The following is an 18,101-nucleotide window of genomic DNA, read 5'->3' as shown; positions in this document are numbered from 1 at the left end:
ATTTCCCATTTAAATGCCCGTCAGCTAACGACATCTCCTGTCGTTGCGTATAGAATATCCCCCCGAAGTTTTAGGTTGGTACCCGCATGGGATCCACGGCACACGAAACCGCGTTGGCTTTTATCAGGTCGGTTTCGTGTGCTGAATTATTGACGCATTCATCTATTGGTAAAGCATGAACCCCATCGTAATTAATCGGCTTCAACGGAAGCTGGGCTACACTTTTCAACATCAGGATCTGTTGCAACAGGCGTTAACTCACCGCAGCGCAAGCAGCAAGCACAATGAGCGCCTGGAATTTCTCGGTGACTCTATTTTAAGTTATGTGATTGCCAACGCTCTGTATCACCGTTTTCCGCGCGTTGACGAAGGCGACATGAGCCGTATGCGCGCTACGCTTGTACGCGGCAACACGCTGGCAGAAATCGCTCGCGAGTTTGAACTGGGCGAATGCCTGCGTCTTGGGCCGGGTGAGTTGAAAAGCGGCGGTTTTCGTCGTGAATCCATTCTCGCGGATACCGTTGAGGCACTGATTGGCGGTGTTTTCCTCGACAGCGATATTCAAAACGTCGAGAAGCTGATTTTAAGCTGGTATCAAACTCGTCTGGATGAAATTAGCCCGGGCGATAAACAAAAAGATCCGAAAACGCGTTTGCAGGAATATTTACAGGGTCGTCATTTGCCGCTGCCTTCCTATCTGGTGGTGCAGGTGCGTGGCGAAGCCCACGATCAGGAATTTACTATCCACTGCCAGGTCAGTGGCCTGAGTGAACCGGTAGTTGGCACAGGTTCCAGCCGTCGCAAGGCGGAGCAGGCTGCCGCCGAACAGGCGCTGAAAAAACTGGAGCTGGAATGAGCGACGAAAAGAGTTACTGCGGATTTATTGCCATCGTTGGGCGTCCCAACGTCGGCAAATCCACCCTGCTGAACAACCTGCTTGGTCAGAAGATTTCTATCACTTCCCGTAAAGCGCAGACCACGCGTCACCGCATTGTGGGTATTCACACTGAAGGGCCATATCAGGCTATTTTCGTGGATACTCCGGGTTTGCACATGGAAGAAAAACGCGCCATTAACCGCCTGATGAACAAAGCGGCGAGCAGCTCGATTGGCGACGTTGAGCTGGTTATTTTCGTGGTTGAAGGTACCCGCTGGACCGCTGACGACGAAATGGTGCTGAATAAGCTCCGTGGCGGTCGTGCGCCGGTCATTCTGGCGGTGAACAAAGTCGACAACGTGCAGGAAAAAGCGGACTTGCTGCCGCACCTGCAGTTCCTCGGCAGCCAGATGAACTTCCTGGATATCGTCCCGATCTCTGCGGAAACCGGTCTGAACGTCGACACGCTTGCAGCCATCGTGCGTAAGCATCTGCCGGAAGCCACACACCACTTCCCGGAAGATTACATCACCGACCGTTCTCAGCGCTTTATGGCGTCTGAGATCATCCGTGAAAAGCTAATGCGTTTCCTCGGCGCAGAACTGCCATACTCCGTCACCGTTGAAATCGAACGTTTCCAGACCAACGAGCGCGGCGGATATGATATCAACGGTCTGATCCTGGTTGAGCGTGAAGGCCAGAAGAAGATGGTGATTGGCAACAAAGGTGCCAAAATCAAAACCATCGGTATTGAAGCCCGTAAAGACATGCAGGAAATGTTTGAAGCGCCGGTTCATCTGGAACTGTGGGTGAAAGTGAAATCCGGCTGGGCCGATGACGAGCGCGCCCTGCGCAGTCTCGGTTACGTCGACGACCTGTAAGTCAACCCGATGGAGGGCTGGCAGCGCGCTTTCGTCCTGCATAGTCGTCCCTGGAGCGAAACCAGCCTGATGCTGGACGTCTTCACGGAAGAGTCGGGCCGCGTGCGCCTTGTAGCAAAAGGCGCACGTTCCAAACGTTCAAATCTCAAAGGCGCGCTTCAGCCCTTTACTCCCTTACTGGTCCGTTTTGGTGGACGTGGCGACGTCAAAACGCTGCGCAGTGCCGAAGCCGTCTCGCTGGCTTTACCGTTAAGCGGTATTGCGCTCTACAGTGGCCTGTACGTCAATGAACTCCTTTCTCGCGTGCTGGAAAACGAAACCCGTTTTTCTGAACTCTTTTTCGATTATCTGCACTGCCTCCAGGCGCTGGCTGGCGTGACGGGCACACCGGAGCCCGCGCTGCGCCGTTTTGAGCTGGCGCTCCTTGCTCATCTGGGTTATGGCGTGGATTTCCTCCACTGTGCGGGCAGCGGCGAGCCGGTCGAAGACACCATGACCTACCGTTATCGCGAAGAAAAAGGGTTTATCGCAAGCGTAGTGATTGATAACAACACTTTTACCGGGCACCATTTGAAAGCGCTCGCCAGCCGTGAGTTCAGGGATGTCGATGCGCTACGGGCGGCAAAGCGCTTCACCCGCATGGCGCTCAAGCCCTATCTGGGCGGTAAGCCGCTCAAGAGCCGGGAGCTGTTCCGGCAGTTTGTGCCGAAGCGGTCGTAAATTTGCCCCTCACCCTAACCCTCTCCCCTGAGGGGAGAGGGGACAAGTCGCTATGGTTTTCTCCCTCGCCCCTTTGGGGAGAGGGCCGGGGTGAGGGGAATCAATTGAGAATGAATAACCAAAATCAATAACGAGGATTGTCATGGCTGAATTACTGTTAGGCGTCAACATTGACCACATCGCCACGCTGCGCAATGCGCGCGGTACCGCCTATCCTGATCCGGTTCAGGCGGCGTTTATCGCTGAACAGGCAGGCGCAGACGGGATCACCGTTCATCTGCGTGAAGACCGTCGCCATATTACTGACCGCGATGTGCGTATTCTGCGCCAGACCCTCGATACTCGCATGAACCTGGAAATGGCGGTCACGGAAGAGATGCTGACCATCGCCTGTGACACCAAACCTCATTTCTGCTGCCTGGTGCCGGAGAAGCGTCAGGAAGTGACCACCGAAGGTGGGCTGGATGTCGCAGGTCAACTCGACAAAATGCGTGATGCCTGCAAGCGTCTTGCTGATGCCGGGATTCTGGTTTCGTTGTTCATTGATGCCGATCGCGATCAGATCAAAGCTGCCGCTGACGTGGGTGCGCCCTATATCGAAATTCACACCGGCTGCTATGCGGATGCAGAAAGTGAAGCGGAGCAGGCCAAAGAGCTGGAGCGTATTGCTCAGGCGGCGAAATACGCTGCAAGCCTCGGCCTGAAAGTCAACGCCGGTCACGGCCTGACCTATCACAACGTAAAGGCGATTGCAGCCCTGCCAGAAATGCATGAACTCAATATCGGGCACGCCATTATCGGGCGCGCGGTGATGAGCGGGCTGAAAGATGCCGTGGCAGAAATGAAACGTCTGATGCTGGAAGCGCGTCAGTAATGGCTATCGTGGGCATTGGCACCGACATCGTGGAAATTGCCCGCATCGAGGCAGTGATCGCCCGTAATGGCGATCGTCTTGCGCGGCGCGTGCTCAGCGATAACGAATGGAAAATCTGGGAAACGCATCAGCAGCCGGTGCGTTTTCTGGCTAAACGTTTTGCGGTGAAGGAAGCGGCGTCGAAGGCACTGGGAACGGGCATCCGTAACGGCCTGGCGTTTGAACAGTTTGAAGTTTACAACGATGAACTGGGCAAACCGAAGCTGCGGCTTTGGGGCGCGGCGGCAGAGCTTGCCGAAAAGTCAGGCGTGACTCAGATGCATGTGACGCTCGCGGATGAACGCCATTACGCCTGCGCAACCGTGATCATGGAAAGTTAGATTTTGTCCGCGTGGTGCAGCTGAACAAATTTGTCCCACAGCTGCTCTTCGCTTTCCAGGTGTGTCGGGTTCTTAATAATGGTATTGGGGATCGGACACACTTTCTGGCAGGTCGGCGTTTCGTAATGGCCGATACACTCCGTACAGCGATCGCTGTTAATCTCATAAATGCTGTCGCCCATCGAAATGGCCTCGTTCGGACATTCAGGTTCGCACATATCGCAATTGATGCATTTTTTGGTGATTAACAGCGCCATCAGGAAATTCTCAGAAACAACACAAACAGGGCGGGCATTATACGCTCATTTCCTGTTCAGACCAGTTTTTTCACCAACGCTTCGCTGTGACGGATGCGTTCTGGCGCATGCTCCAAATCCTGCTGGACCAGGCCCATAAACAGTAAATCAGTCAGCATCATCTGGGCGCTGGTGGACGAAATGGCTGCACTTCGGGTCGCCTGCTCTTCGGCGATGGTGTACAGGCAATGGGTGGCGCGTTGCTGTAATGCGTTTGGTGAAAACCCGGTAATGGCGAGGATCTTTCCTCCAACACGCAAGGTTTCGTCCGCCGCCATGTTGATTTCCCGGCGCTCACCGGAATAAGAGATAGCGAGCAGCAAATCCTCGGGTGTCATTGCCTGAACCGTGGCCAGAAGCGCATGCATGTCCTGTTCAGCGACAGCATTGAAGCCAATCTTCATCAGCTTCCAGCTCAGATTTTGCGCCACGAGGCCGGAGGCGCCGATCCCGGTGACGATAATGCGCCGGGCGCTTCGTAACAGCGAAACGGCTTCAAGAAGTTTGTCCTCGGTATTCACGTCCAGCGAAGCATGCATTGCCGCCACGTTATCCTTAATCAGCTTCTCACCCACCAGGCGTAAAGGGTCGTCGCCACGGATCAGGTTGTGCACCGGCACAGAGTGAGGATTGGGATTGCTCGCCAGCGCTTCGCTCAACGCCAGTTTTAACGCCGGAAACCCTTTGAACCCCATCTTCTGGGCGAATTTCACCACGCTCGACTGGCTGACGCCTGAGAGGGCGGCCAATTGCTGCGAGCTGAGGTGGCGCGCCTGATCGGGCTGCGCCAGAATAAAATCAGCCAGCTTTTTATCGCTTTGCGCAAGCCCGGGATAACGCTGACGGATGCGAATCAAACAGTTCATTGGCTCTCCAGCAGGCCCTGGTGTGGCCGCCTGTGCGAATTTTGTCTTGAGTATAGGGGATTGTGGTTAACCGTCATGCGCTGAGTCAGCACGTGTTGCCGTATTGTTAACCGATTCAGTATGCTAATCAAAAGGATACGCTCTCCCGCAGCAGAGTGAAAGGCACAAGGCTTTTCGTTTTTGGAAATGTCAGGTTCAGGCTGTTAGGCTATCTGGCAGGAGTGACGTTTACGCGCTCACCATTTTGAGGAGAAAGGTTTGGTCAGCAACTCTCGTCGGGTAGTTTTTTTCGATCTTGATGGCACCCTGCATCAGCAGGACATGTTCGGCAGTTTTATTCGTTTTCTGCTGCGCCATAATCCGCTAAACGCACTGCTGGTGCTCATCGTTTTGCCGGTGGTGGGTATCGCGCTGTTGGTCAAAGGGAGAGCGGCACGCTGGCCGATGAGCCTGTTGTTGTGGGGGGCGACTTTTGGTCACAGTGAAGCGCGGCTTAACGCTCTTCAGGCGAAATTTGTGGGATGGTTCCGTGAGCACGTCACGACTTTTCCGGTGGTTCACGAACGGCTGACCGGGTATCTGACCAGTTCCGATGCCGACGTCTGGCTGATTACCGGCTCGCCAAAGCCGCTGGTGGAAAAGGTCTATTTTGATACGCCGTGGTTGCCGCGAGTGAATCTGATTGCCAGCCTGATGGAGCGTCGCTACGGCGGCTGGGTGCTAACGCTGCGCTGCCTTGGGTATGAAAAAGTCGCTCAGCTCGAACAGAAAATCGGCACGCCACTGCGTCTTTACAGTGGCTATAGCGACAGCAATCAGGACAACCCGCTGCTCTATTTCTGCGAGCACAGATGGCGAGTCACCCCTGCGGGAGAATTACAGCAGCTGGAATAGTGTAAACCCCCCGGCGCTGTGTATAATGCGCCGCTTTTCAAACGGAGTAGCCACCTTGTCCGACACTGAATTTACCCATGATGACTGGATGCGCCATGCGCTGACGCTGGCTCAACGTGCCTGGGATGAAGGGGAGGTGCCGGTTGGCGCTGTGCTGGTACACAACAATCAGGTGATAGGCGAAGGCTGGAATCGCCCGATTGGCCGTCACGATCCTACTGCGCACGCCGAAATTATGGCTCTGCGTCAGGGCGGCCTGGTACTGCAAAATTACCGTCTTATTGATGCAACGCTTTATGTGACGCTTGAACCCTGTGTGATGTGCGCCGGGGCGATGGTTCACGGCCGTATTGGCCGATTGGTGTTTGGGGCGCGTGATGCGAAAACCGGAGCGGCGGGGTCACTCATCGATGTGCTGCATCATCCCGGCATGAACCATCGCGTGGAAATTACTGAAGGCGTGCTCGCGGAGCAGTGTTCATCGATGTTAAGCGACTTCTTCCGTCAGCGTCGCGAGCAGAAAAAAGCCCTGAAACGTGCCGCTTCGTCATCCTAGTTGTGGGTGAGCTCAACCAGCATCTTGTTATGCTTCACTTCAATCTGGCCATTGCGCTGGTCTGATTGTAATGAAATGAAGGGCAACAGACCCAAACTGGTGTGGTTGAGTTCATCGGGATGCACGGTCGGGTAGTCCTGCGCAAACTCCAGTTCCTGCGCTGTTTTCTTCTCTTTCTCCAGCAGATACCCCACCAGGCTTATCTGGTATTTACGAATGTTTTCCACATACGCATAAGCCTCGTGCCCGCGAGCGTAGCCGTACGTCAGGCGGCTGTAATAAGGCTTCTGGCTGAGTAACGGCAGACGTTGCTTCACATCGGCCCAGCTGTCCGGATTGCCTTTTTGTTTTGCCGTTAACGCTCGCGCATCCAGCATATGCGCGTAACCCATGTTATAGGCCGCCAGCGCAAACCAGATGCGTTCATCTTTCGGTACCGTGTCCGGCACTTTATCCATCATGTCCTGCAGATAACGCATCCCGCCGCTAATGCTTTGCTCGGCATCGGTTCTGTCCGTCAGCCCCAGACTTTGCGCCGTGTTTTTGGTCAGCATCATAATGCCGCGTACGCCTGTCGGCGACGTTGCCTGCGGGTCCCAGTGTGATTCTTGCCAGGCGATGGCCGCCAGCAGACGCCAGTCTATCTCCTGGGCGTATTTCTGGAATAACGGCTGAACATCGGGCAGGACGTTATCGACCGCACGCAGGAAAGTGCGGGTATCGAAATAATCGAAATCCTCGCCGTGACCAAGATACTTTTCTTCCAGGCGTGCCAGGGTGCCGTCTTCATTAATGTTATTGAAGAAGTCGAGCATCGCCGCAGGCAGGGTGTTGTCGCTGTCTTTCAGGCTAAACCAGGTGACGGGTTGTTCGTCGGTAATATCCAGCGCCACGGCCAGTTCCGGGTGAACGCGCTGGAACAGGCTAATCGCAACGGAATCGGCGATGGTGTAATCGAGCTTGCCGTCGATAACATCTTCCATCAGTTCCGTGCTGCCGCGTTTGTCATCGACCGTCCAGCCGAGGTCGGGGTATTTTTTCGCTTTCAGATCTTGCAGGTCGGTGATCGCGACGTGACCTGGGGCAACCGTCAGTTGTTGAGCCGTGATATCAGCCAGCGTGCGTGGGCGCAAATTACCTTTGCGGTAGACCAGTTGCTGGGAGACAGAATAGTAGGCTGGCCCCGCCTGATAGTTTTTCACGCGCTCGCTGTTATACACCAGCCCGGCGGCCAGCATATCGGCATCGTCATTATCGAGATCGTCAAACAGCTGACTGATGTTCTGGCGTACGGTGACTTTGAGCTTAACGCCAAGGTAGTCGGCAAACTGCTGGGCCATCTCGTAGTCCAGACCGTAGTCTTTTTCATTGAGGCTGGCGAATGTCAGAGGGGAAACGATGGTACTGACGCGCAGCTCACCGCGAGCCTGAATGGCCGCGATGTGGTTCTCTGGCTTACTGAACCAGGGAACAGAAGGCCAAAGCGCCGCTGCCAGTAGCAGGGTGACAATGCCAATAAACAGATAATTAATCTTTAATTTTTTCAATTAGTTAATTCTCTGTGATGAGAGCAATCTCAGGCAATAGTTACCATGTTAAAGTTTAGGGGCACTACAGAATGAGCGGCATTTTGCGTAACAATGCGGCAGTTGGCAACCTCTTAGTCGTATTTGTCACACCTATTGATAAAAGCGGGGCGGTAATTTTATTTCGACGCAAACGGTTACGTCGCCGCCCAGGATGCTCTATAATGGCGCCCGTTTTCCGCCATTGCGCACACTGAAACCCAGAAGACGAGAGACTTATGATGGAAATTCTGCGTGGTTCGCCTGCACTGTCTGCATTTCGTATTACCAAACTGCTGGCACGCTTTCAGGCAGCCAACCTTCCGGTCAGCAATATTTACGCCGAGTACGTGCATTTTGCCGAACTGAGCGCACCGCTCTCAGAAAAGGAACACACCCGCCTGGCAAGATTGCTGCAGTATGGTCCAAGCCTCAGCAGCCATACTCCCGCCGGAAAACTCCTGCTCGTCACCCCCCGCCCTGGCACCATTTCTCCCTGGTCTTCAAAAGCAACTGACATCGCCCACAACTGCGGCCTGGCCCAGGTTGTCCGCCTGGAGCGCGGTGTAGCCTATTACGTGGAAGCCTCAACCCTGAGCGAAGCACAGTGGGGAACCGTCGCGGCTGAGTTGCACGACAGGATGATGGAAACCGTCTTCGGGGCGCTGGAAGAAGCGGAAAACCTGTTTGCTCATCACCAGCCTGCGCCTGTGTCCAGCGTCGATGTGCTGGGGCAGGGTCGTCAGGCTCTGGTCGACGCCAACCTGCGTCTGGGTCTGGCGCTGGCAGAAGATGAGATCGACTATCTGCACGAAGCATTCAACAAACTGAACCGCAACCCGAACGACATCGAGCTCTACATGTTCGCTCAGGCGAACTCTGAGCATTGTCGTCACAAGATTTTTAACGCCGACTGGGTCATCGACGGTGAACAGCAGCCGAAGTCGCTGTTCAAAATGATCAAGAACACCTTCGAGACCACGCCGGATCACGTCCTGTCCGCTTATAAAGACAACGCGGCAGTGATGGAGGGTTCTGACGTCGGGCGTTTCTACGCGGATCGCGACGGTCTGCGCTATGACTTCCACCAGGAACCGACACACATCCTGATGAAAGTGGAAACCCACAACCACCCAACCGCCATTTCCCCGTGGCCGGGCGCGGCTACCGGCTCCGGTGGCGAAATCCGTGACGAAGGCGCAACCGGGCGTGGCGCGAAGCCTAAAGCGGGTCTGGTTGGGTTCTCTGTTTCGAACCTGCGTATTCCAGGCTTCGAGCAGCCGTGGGAAGAAGATTTCGGTAAGCCGGATCGTATCGTCACCGCGCTGGATATCATGACCGATGGCCCCCTGGGCGGCGCGGCGTTTAACAACGAATTTGGTCGCCCGGCGCTGAACGGCTACTTCCGTACTTATGAAGAGAAGGTCAACAGCCACAACGGCGAAGAGCTGCGCGGTTATCACAAACCGATCATGCTGGCAGGTGGGATCGGCAACATTCGCGCCGATCACGTGCAGAAAGGCGAGATCAACGTCGGCGCGAAGCTGATCGTCCTTGGCGGGCCGGCAATGAACATCGGTCTTGGCGGCGGGGCGGCTTCTTCCATGGCGTCCGGTCAGTCAGATGCGGATCTCGATTTCGCGTCCGTACAGCGTGATAACCCGGAAATGGAGCGCCGCTGTCAGGAAGTGATCGACCGCTGCTGGCAGATGGGTGAAGCGAACCCGATTCTGTTTATCCACGACGTGGGCGCAGGTGGCCTGTCTAACGCCATGCCAGAACTGGTAAGCGACGGCGGACGCGGCGGTAAATTCGAACTGCGCGATATCCTTAGCGATGAGCCTGGCATGAGCCCGCTGGAAATCTGGTGCAACGAATCTCAGGAACGTTACGTGCTGGCGGTGGCTGCGGAACAGTTACCGCTGTTTGATGAGCTTTGCCGGCGCGAGCGCGCGCCGTATGCGGTGATCGGTGAAGCCACTGAAGAGATGCACCTGAGCCTCAACGATACCCATTTCGACAACCAGCCTATCGACCTGCCGCTGGACGTGCTGCTTGGCAAAACGCCGAAAATGACTCGCGATGTGGAAACCCTGTCCGCGAACGGTGAAGCACTGGATCGCCAGGGTATCACCCTTGCCGATGCGGTGAATCGTGTTCTGCATCTGCCAACCGTAGCGGAAAAAACGTTCCTCGTGACCATTGGCGACCGCAGCGTTACCGGCATGGTTGCTCGCGATCAGATGGTTGGCCCGTGGCAGATCCCAGTAGCTAACTGTGCAGTGACCACCGCCAGCCTCGACAGCTATTACGGCGAAGCGATGGCGATGGGTGAGCGCGCTCCGGTTGCTCTGCTCGACTTCGCAGCTTCCGCTCGTCTGGCCGTAGGGGAAGCGTTGACCAACATTGCAGGCACCCAGATTGGCGACCTGAAGCGCATCAAGCTGTCGGCAAACTGGATGGCCGCAGCCGGGCACCCGGGTGAAGACGCGGGTCTCTACGCTGCTGTTAAAGCTGTGGGCGAAGAACTGTGTCCGGCGCTGGGTCTGACCATTCCGGTCGGCAAAGACTCCATGTCGATGAAAACCCGCTGGCAGGAAGGCAGCGAGCAGCGCGAAATGACGTCGCCATTGTCGCTGGTCATTTCCGCTTTCGGGCGTGTTGAAGATGTGCGCCGCACGGTAACGCCAGAACTCTCCACCGAAGACAACGCGCTGTTGCTGATTGATCTCGGCAAAGGCCATAACGCGCTGGGCGCAACGGCGCTGGCTCAGGTTTATCGCCAACTGGGGGATAAAACCGCGGACGTTCGCAGCGTCGAACAGCTGAAAGGCTTCTGGGACGCCATGCAGGTGCTGGTGGCAGAACGTAAACTGCTCGCCTGGCACGACCGCTCTGACGGTGGCCTGCTGGTCACGCTGGCTGAAATGGCCTTTACCGGTCACTGCGGCGTGAATGTGGATATCGCCGCGCTGGGTGAAGATCGCCTGGCTGCGCTGTTTAACGAAGAGCTCGGTGGCGTCATTCAGGTGCGTGCCGAAGATCGTGCGCTCGTTGAAGGCATTTTCGCTTCCCACGGTCTGGCGGATTGTGTGCATTACCTGGGGCAGGCCGAGAAAGGCGATCGCTTTGTGATCACCGCAAATGGCCATCCGGTGTACAGCGAAAGCCGCACTACGCTGCGTATGTGGTGGGCGGAAACGACCTGGCAGATGCAACGCCTGCGTGACAATCCGGAGTGTGCGGATCAAGAGCACGAAGCTAAGCGTAACGACAACGATCCGGGCCTCAATGTGAAGCTTTCCTTCGACATCAGCGAAGATGTGGCGGCGCCGTATATTGCGAAAGGCGCGCGTCCGAAAGTGGCTGTCCTGCGTGAGCAGGGTGTGAACTCTCACGTTGAAATGGCGGCGGCGTTCCATCGTGCTGGCTTCGATGCTATTGACGTTCACATGAGCGACCTGCTGGCGGGCCGTACCGGTCTGGAAGATTTCCAGGCGCTGGTGGCGTGTGGCGGCTTCTCCTACGGCGACGTGCTGGGGGCGGGTGAGGGCTGGGCGAAGTCCATCCTGTTCAACAACCGCGTGCGTGATGAGTTCGAAACCTTCTTCCATCGTCCGCAAACCCTGGCGCTGGGCGTGTGTAACGGCTGCCAGATGATGTCCAACCTGCGTGAACTGATCCCGGGCAGCAGCCTGTGGCCGCGCTTTGTGCGTAACCACTCTGACCGTTTTGAAGCACGCTTCAGTCTGGTGGAAGTCACTCAGAGCCCGTCGCTGCTGTTGCAGGGGATGGTTGGTTCGCAGATGCCGATTGCCGTGTCTCACGGTGAAGGGCATGTGGAAGTTCGCGATGCGGCACATCTGGCACAGCTTGAAAGCAAAGGGCTGGTGGCGCTGCGCTTCGTCGATAACTTCGGCAACGTGACGGAGAACTACCCGGCGAACCCGAACGGTTCCCCGAACGGCATCACGGCGGTGACCAGCGAAAGCGGTCGCGTCACCATTATGATGCCGCACCCGGAGCGCGTGTTCCGCACCGTGGCAAACTCGTGGCACCCGGAAAACTGGGGCGAAGACAGCCCGTGGATGTGCATTTTCCGCAATGCGCGTAAGCAGTTAGGCTGATGTAATGCCGGGCTAGCGCAGCGCCGCCCGGCGATCAAAACAAAAGTGTCTGAAAATGGCGACAGGGCTAATGCTGGGCGTCGCCAATTGGAGACATTTAATTGTTTGAATATAAAGAAAATAATATTTACCGCTTGGTTGTGTCTCTTTATGACGACAGTGTGGGTAAAAAACACACAATCCTAAGCGGCCTGGCAACCAGCGAAATGCCCAGCAATATTAGTACGTTAACGAACTGTTTTGAAATGTGGCACAGATGCTGCATAATATGAAGCAGTGGCTCATTCACCTTCTTATGTCAGCCCCTTCGGGAAGCGCTACATAAACCTAGAATGACGCACAAACAGGTGCCTGCCGTCCAACTTCTGATATCAGCGTAGCTATATCAACCTCCGGGCGAAACGTCGAGTTAGGCACCGCCTATTCCATAACAACGCCGGGTTCTTACCCGGCGTTGTTGTATCTGCCCCCTGTCCTCAGTTACCCTGCCAGAAAGCTTATTGTCAGGAACAAACCCATTGAAACGCTGGTCTCTTTTCCCTCGCTCGCTGCGCCAGTTGGTTATGCTCTCCTTCCTGTTGATCCTGCTGCCGCTCCTGGTGCTGGCATGGCAGGCCTGGCAAAGCCTGAATGCGCTCAGCGATCAGGCCGCCATGACCAACCGAACCACGCTTATCGATGCACGCCGCAGTGAAGCGATGACCAACGCAGCGCTGGAAATGGAGCGTAGCTATCGCCAGTATTGCGTGCTGGATGACGCCACGCTCGCCAAAGTCTATGAAGGGCAACGCAAACGCTATAGCAGCATGCTGGATGCGCATGCGGGCGTATTGCCTGACGATAAGCTGTATCAGGCTCTGCGTCAGGGCCTGAACAGTCTCACCGACCTGCGCTGTAAAAACAGCGGCCCCGATGAGAATGCAGCAGCGCAACTGGAGGCGTTCGCCACTGCCAACACCGAAATGGTGCAGGCTACACGCGCGGTGGTGTTCTCCCGTGGGCAGCAGCTTCAGCAAGAAATTGCGGAGCGTGGGCAATTTTTCGGCTGGCAGGCGCTGGTATTATTCCTCGTCAGCCTGACCATGATGCTGCTCTTCACCCGCATGATCATCGGCCCGGTGAAAGGCATTGAAAAAATGATTAACCGCCTGGGAGAAGGGAAAACGCTCGGCAGTTCTGCGCTGTTTAAAGGCCCGCGAGAACTGCGTTCTGTCGGCCAGCGTATCGTCTGGCTGAGTGAGCGCCTCTCCTGGCTTGAATCGCAGCGCCACCAATTTTTACGGCATCTTTCACATGAATTGAAAACGCCCCTCGCCAGCATGCGCGAAGGCACCGAATTGCTGGCTGACCAGGTCGTTGGACCGCTGACGTCAGAGCAAAAAGAAGTGGTGTCTATTCTCGATGACAGCAGCCGTAACCTGCAAAAACTGATCGAGCAACTGCTTGATTACAACCGAAAACTGGCCGATACCCCGCTGGAAATGGAGAAAACGGAGCTGGCGCCCCTGGTCGAAATGGTGGTCTCGGCCCACAGTTTGCCGGCAAGAGCTAAAATGATGCATACCAGCGTGGAGCTGGAGGCTCGCTATTGTTGGGCAGAGCCCATGCTGCTGATGAGCGCCCTGGATAATCTCTATTCCAATGCGGTGCACTATGGGACTGAATCCGGTAACATTTATCTGCGCAGCCGCCAGCAGGGGAACAGCGTTTTCCTTGAGGTGGAAAACAGCGGGACGCCGATCCCGGAGGCGGAAAAAACCCTCATTTTTGAGCCTTTTTATCAGGGCAGCCATCAACGTAAAGGGGCTGTGAAGGGAAGTGGTCTGGGGCTGAGTATTGCCCGGGATTGTGTCCGGCGAATGCGGGGCGACCTGCGACTGGCCGACAATCAACCCGGAAGTGTGTGTTTCTGCATCGAACTCTCTCTTTCAGACACGGATAAACCTATAAAATGAAGCAATGTCTGGTGAATATGTCCCCCATTATTTTCACGCTTGTGGCCGGAGCGTCATCTCTTTTACTGGCCGGATGCAGCTCGCCGTTTGCACAACATGCCAGCGCGACCGGTGACGAGGAAAAACTGCCACAGCAGCAGGTTGCCGATTTTCTTTCAACCGATTGTGCTGATGTCTGGTTCCTGCACGGCGAAACAACGGAAAAGAACCCACTTTACTGGCTGCGCGGCATGGACTGTGCCGAGCGGCTGTCGCCTGAAATGGCGCGCAACGAGGCAAAATTGCATACCAACGACAGCTGGCAGGATGCGTTTCGTCGCGGCATTTTGCTAGGCAGTGCGAAAATTACGCCGCTGGAGCGTCGCGAGACGGTCAGCCGCCTCGACAGCTTCAGCCCACAAATTCCTTCTCAGGTGCGCCCGTTGTATCAGGTGTGGCGCGACGGTCAGGCGTTGCAGTTGCAGCTTGCCGACGAGCGCTCTCGCTACAGTAAATTGCAGCAAAGTGCTGACGGTGAAATGGACACGCTGCGCCAGCAGCAACAGCATCTGCGCAGCCAGCTTGATTTAACCACCCGTAAGCTGGAAAACCTGACCGATATCGAGCGTCAGCTTTCCAGCCGTAAGCCTTCAGGCAGCAGCCTGGTGCCAGATGGCTCTCATCCGGGCGATACCGCGCCGGCCACCAAAGAGGCGCCAGCCACCGGAGAGGATAAGCCATGACAGGACGTAAGCCCGCTCGCCTTTTACTGGTGGATGACGATCCCGGTCTGCTGAAACTGCTGGGCATGCGTTTGACCAGCGAAGGTTTTTCCGTGCAGACGGCTGAAAGCGGGCAGGAAGGGCTGCGCGTTTTGGCGCGGGAAAAAATCGACCTGGTGATAAGTGATTTACGGATGGATGAAATGGACGGGCTTCAGCTCTTTGCTGAAATCCAGAAAGTTCAGCCTGGCATGCCGGTGATCATCCTGACCGCGCATGGCTCCATCCCGGATGCGGTGGCAGCCACACAGCAGGGCGTGTTCAGTTTCCTGACCAAGCCCGTCGATAAAGACGCACTCTACAAAGCGATAGATGACGCGCTGGTGCACACCGCCGCGGCGACAGACGATCAGTGGCGCGAGTCTATCGTCACCCGCAGTCCGGTGATGCTGCGCCTGCTTGAACAGGCACGCATGGTGGCCCAGTCGGACGTCAGCGTACTGATTAACGGGCAAAGCGGCGCCGGGAAAGAAATTTTCGCCCAGGCCATTCACAACGCCAGCCCGCGCAGCAAATACCCTTTTATCGCCATTAACTGCGGCGCGCTGCCAGAGCAACTGCTGGAATCCGAGCTGTTTGGTCACGCTCGCGGCGCATTTACCGGCGCGGTCAGCAATCGCGAAGGGCTGTTTCAGGCAGCCGAAGGCGGCACGCTGTTTCTCGATGAAATCGGCGACATGCCCCAGCCGTTGCAGGTGAAGCTGCTGCGCGTGCTTCAGGAGCGTAAAATTCGCCCGCTGGGCAGCAACCGCGATATTGATATCAACGTGCGCATCCTGTCCGCGACGCATCGCGACTTGCCGAAAGCCATGGCGCGCGGTGAGTTTCGCGAAGACCTGTTTTACCGCCTGAACGTCGTCAGCCTGAAGATCCCATCGCTTGCTGAGCGTACGGAAGATATTCCGCTGCTGGCGAACCATTTGCTGCGTCAGTCGGCAGATCGGCACAAGCCGTTTGTGCGCGCCTTTTCCACCGACGCCATGAAGCGTCTGATGACCGCCAACTGGCCGGGCAACGTTCGCCAGTTGGTGAACGTCATTGAGCAGTGTGTGGCGCTGACGTCTTCCCCGGTGATTGGTGATGCGCTGGTGGAGCAGGCGCTGGAAGGGGAGAACACCGCGCTGCCCACGTTCGTTGAAGCTCGTAATCAGTTCGAACTGAACTACCTGCGTAAGCTGCTGCAAATCACCAAAGGCAATGTGACGCACGCTGCACGAATGGCCGGGCGCAATCGTACCGAGTTCTACAAATTGCTGTCCCGTCATGAACTGGATGCCAACGATTTTAAAGAGTAGCCCGGCAGACACACCGACGTTATGATAGGGTTAGCAACCGGTTACGTGGATAAGACAGGAAACCATGAAAAAGATTGATGCGATTATTAAACCCTTCAAACTCGATGATGTGCGCGAAGCGCTGGCGGAAGTCGGCATCACCGGAATGACGGTAACGGAAGTGAAAGGCTTTGGTCGTCAGAAAGGTCATACCGAGCTGTATCGCGGCGCGGAATACATGGTCGATTTTCTGCCGAAGGTGAAAATTGAAATCGTGGTGACGGACGATATCGTCGACACCTGTGTGGACACCATTATCCGTACCGCGCAGACCGGCAAGATTGGCGACGGCAAAATCTTCGTCTTCGACGTGGCACGCGTGATTCGTATTCGTACCGGTGAAGAAGACGACGCGGCAATCTAAACATCTCCTCTCGAAGGCCCGGCAAGCATCGCGCCGCCGGGCTTCTTTTTCACATTACAGCACTTTATGCGGGCCAAAACATTCGTAATGGATGTTGTCCGCGCTCACGCCCAGCTCAACTAACTGTTTTGCGGCAAACTGCATAAACCCGACCGGGCCACAGAGATAGAACTGCATCGCCGGGCTGCTGAATGCGCCTTCATGAGCCCGCAAATCCATCAGTCCTTTGCTGTCAAACACATCACCGCTTTCTGGGGCATTAAACCAGACGTGAGAGGCAAAACGCGGCAGGCTCGCGCCCAGGGTTTTCACTTCCTCCGCAAAAGCGTGAACTTTGCCATTTTCTGCGGCATGGAACCAGTTGACCTGAGCCGTGTGTTTCTGCGCCGCCAGTGTGTGCAGCATGGACAGCATCGGGGTCTGGCCGACACCCGCCGAAATCAGCGTTACCGGCGTCGCGGAATCAACCTGCATAAAGAAGTCACCCGCTGGCGCGGCAAGATGAACGGTATCACCCACTTGAGCGACATCGTGCAGCCACTCGGAGACCTGCCCGCCATTTTCACGTTTCACGGCGATGCGATAGCGCTGACCATCGTGCTGACGAGTCAGGGAGTACTGGCGAATTTCCTGATGCGCAAAGCCTTCAGGCTTCAGCCACACGCCGAGATATTGCCCCGGCTGATAGTCGGCAACGACACCGCCGTCTGCGGCTTCAAATTCAAAACTGGTGATAAGCGCGCTTTGTGGCTGTTTGCTGACGATGCGGAACGGACGCGTGCCTTCCCAGCCGCCCTTTTTCGCCGCGCTCTCTTTGTAGATTTCGTCTTCGCGTTTGATAAACACGTCTGCCAGTACGCCGTAGGCTTTGCCCCAGGCGTCCAGCACTTCCTGGCCTGGGCTGAACATTTCATCCAGCGTGGCTAACAGATGGCCGCCAACGATGGCGTATTGCTCGGGTTTGATCTGAAAACTGGTGTGTTTCTGAGCAATTTTTTCCACTGCAGGCAGCAGTGCCGCCAGGTTCTCAATGTTGCTGGCGTAAGCGGCAATGGCGTTGAACAGGGCTTCACGCTGATCGCCGTTACGCTGGTTGCTCATATTGAAGATCTCTTTGAGCTCCGGGTTATGGGCAAACATACGGTCGTAGAAATGGGCGGTCAGTTTCGGGCCTGTCTCGACCAGCAGGGGGATCGTGGCTTTGACGGTGGCGATGGTTTGGGCGTCGAGCATAGCAATATCCTTTTGAGGTTTTTTAATGATGCATTTTGAATGCATGTTATAAAAATGACCCTGAGATGTAAAGGGTTCTTCGCAAGGTGAAATTCCTGCATCACAAACCTGAAAAGAAATCCGTTTGCCCGGGCGTTGCCTTTATTGCTCAAACCCTTGTGTAATGGGTAGGTAATCGTTTGCGTAAAATCCTTTGTCAAGACCTGTTATCACAGAACTTATCAGTTATACTGTTCGCCGTTGCCCAAAAGGGCCCCCCTTTTAAGCGGTAAAAACTACTGTTAGCTGAGTCAGGAGATGCGGATGTTAAAGCGTGAAATGAACATTGCCGATTATGATGCCGAACTGTGGCAGGCTATGGAGCAGGAAAAAGTACGTCAGGAAGAGCACATCGAACTGATCGCCTCCGAAAACTACA

Annotated in this window: 16 protein-coding genes and 1 pseudogene; 13 read left to right on the top strand and 4 right to left on the bottom strand. The window is 55.7% G+C overall.

Annotation, left to right across the window (positions count from 1 at the left end; genetic code table 11):
* The first annotated feature begins 175 nt into the window (after positions 1-175).
* The 5 genes from rnc (at position 176) to acpS (ending at position 3,732) form a co-directional block, all read left to right on the top strand.
* On the top strand, positions 176-856 hold the full coding sequence (rnc, locus tag ACRCWW_RS13975; protein ID WP_097163305.1) for a ribonuclease III: 681 nt from the start codon (positions 176-178) through the stop codon (positions 854-856).
* On the top strand, positions 853-1,758 hold the full coding sequence (era, locus tag ACRCWW_RS13970) for a GTPase Era (protein WP_438682951.1): 906 nt from the start codon (positions 853-855) through the stop codon (positions 1,756-1,758). The genes rnc and era overlap by 4 nt, the downstream gene beginning before the upstream one ends.
* 9 nt (positions 1,759-1,767) lie before the next feature.
* Entirely contained in the window at positions 1,768-2,478 is a 711-nt protein-coding gene (gene recO / locus ACRCWW_RS13965) for a DNA repair protein RecO (RefSeq protein ID WP_438682950.1), read from the top strand.
* A 142-nt stretch (positions 2,479-2,620) separates the two neighbouring features.
* Positions 2,621-3,352 carry a pyridoxine 5'-phosphate synthase gene (gene pdxJ / locus ACRCWW_RS13960; RefSeq protein WP_438682949.1) on the top strand — a complete coding sequence of 244 codons (732 nt, stop codon included), beginning with the start codon at positions 2,621-2,623 and terminating at the stop codon, positions 3,350-3,352.
* Complete coding sequence (gene acpS, locus ACRCWW_RS13955; protein ID WP_438682948.1) at positions 3,352-3,732, top strand: holo-ACP synthase; 381 nt, start codon at positions 3,352-3,354, stop codon at positions 3,730-3,732. Before pdxJ ends, acpS begins: the two co-directional genes overlap by 1 nt.
* On the opposite strand, the gene ACRCWW_RS13950 is transcribed toward acpS, so the two are convergent.
* On the bottom strand, positions 3,729-3,989 hold the full coding sequence (locus tag ACRCWW_RS13950) for a YfhL family 4Fe-4S dicluster ferredoxin (RefSeq protein WP_404658474.1): 261 nt from the start codon (positions 3,987-3,989) through the stop codon (positions 3,729-3,731). The genes acpS and ACRCWW_RS13950 overlap by 4 nt on opposite strands.
* A gap of 56 nt (positions 3,990-4,045) precedes the next feature.
* Positions 4,046-4,894, bottom strand: a complete 849-nt coding sequence (locus ACRCWW_RS13945) for a MurR/RpiR family transcriptional regulator (RefSeq protein ID WP_438682947.1) — start codon at positions 4,892-4,894, stop codon at positions 4,046-4,048.
* A gap of 258 nt (positions 4,895-5,152) precedes the next feature.
* Between ACRCWW_RS13945 and yfhb the strand changes: the two genes are divergently transcribed.
* Entirely contained in the window at positions 5,153-5,788 is a 636-nt protein-coding gene (yfhb, locus tag ACRCWW_RS13940; RefSeq protein ID WP_438682946.1) for a phosphatidylglycerophosphatase C, read from the top strand.
* 25 nt (positions 5,789-5,813) lie between these two features.
* Complete coding sequence (tadA, locus tag ACRCWW_RS13935) at positions 5,814-6,344, top strand: tRNA adenosine(34) deaminase TadA (protein WP_438682945.1); 531 nt, start codon at positions 5,814-5,816, stop codon at positions 6,342-6,344.
* 106 nt (positions 6,345-6,450) lie between these two features.
* Here the strand turns inward: tadA and mltF are convergent.
* Positions 6,451-7,924 (bottom strand): annotated as a pseudogene (gene mltF / locus ACRCWW_RS13930) (membrane-bound lytic murein transglycosylase MltF); the annotation flags it as partial.
* Between the two features lie 224 nt (positions 7,925-8,148).
* Here mltF and purL point away from each other — a divergent pair.
* The 5 genes from purL to glnB all read left to right on the top strand — a co-directional run bounded on the left by purL (position 8,149) and on the right by glnB (position 16,450).
* Positions 8,149-12,036 carry a phosphoribosylformylglycinamidine synthase gene (purL, locus tag ACRCWW_RS13925; protein WP_438682944.1) on the top strand — a complete coding sequence of 1,296 codons (3,888 nt, stop codon included), beginning with the start codon at positions 8,149-8,151 and terminating at the stop codon, positions 12,034-12,036.
* A gap of 518 nt (positions 12,037-12,554) precedes the next feature.
* A complete protein-coding gene (gene qseE / locus ACRCWW_RS13920; RefSeq protein ID WP_438682943.1) occupies positions 12,555-13,991 on the top strand; it encodes a two component system sensor histidine kinase QseE/GlrK in 1,437 nt (478 codons plus the stop codon).
* Positions 13,988-14,713: a two-component system QseEF-associated lipoprotein QseG gene (gene qseG, locus ACRCWW_RS13915; protein WP_438682942.1), complete on the top strand. Its 726-nt coding sequence runs from the start codon at positions 13,988-13,990 to the stop codon at positions 14,711-14,713. The genes qseE and qseG overlap by 4 nt, the downstream gene beginning before the upstream one ends.
* Positions 14,710-16,047 (top strand): two-component system response regulator GlrR, encoded by a 1,338-nt coding sequence (gene glrR / locus ACRCWW_RS13910; RefSeq protein WP_438682941.1) that lies wholly within the window; start codon positions 14,710-14,712, stop codon positions 16,045-16,047. The genes qseG and glrR overlap by 4 nt, the downstream gene beginning before the upstream one ends.
* 64 nt (positions 16,048-16,111) lie before the next feature.
* Complete coding sequence (gene glnB / locus ACRCWW_RS13905) at positions 16,112-16,450, top strand: nitrogen regulatory protein P-II (protein ID WP_002914032.1); 339 nt, start codon at positions 16,112-16,114, stop codon at positions 16,448-16,450.
* A gap of 54 nt (positions 16,451-16,504) precedes the next feature.
* On the opposite strand, the gene hmpA is transcribed toward glnB, so the two are convergent.
* Positions 16,505-17,683 (bottom strand): NO-inducible flavohemoprotein, encoded by a 1,179-nt coding sequence (gene hmpA / locus ACRCWW_RS13900; RefSeq protein ID WP_438682940.1) that lies wholly within the window; start codon positions 17,681-17,683, stop codon positions 16,505-16,507.
* 303 nt (positions 17,684-17,986) lie between these two features.
* Here hmpA and ACRCWW_RS13895 point away from each other — a divergent pair.
* Positions 17,987-18,101: hypothetical protein (locus tag ACRCWW_RS13895; RefSeq protein ID WP_337224150.1), on the top strand; the 115-nt coding region annotated here is incomplete at its 3' end.

Source organism: Scandinavium sp. (assembly GCF_051650185.1).
Taxonomy (GTDB): domain Bacteria; phylum Pseudomonadota; class Gammaproteobacteria; order Enterobacterales; family Enterobacteriaceae; genus Scandinavium.
This window is presented reverse-complemented; position numbering and strand designations above follow the sequence as displayed.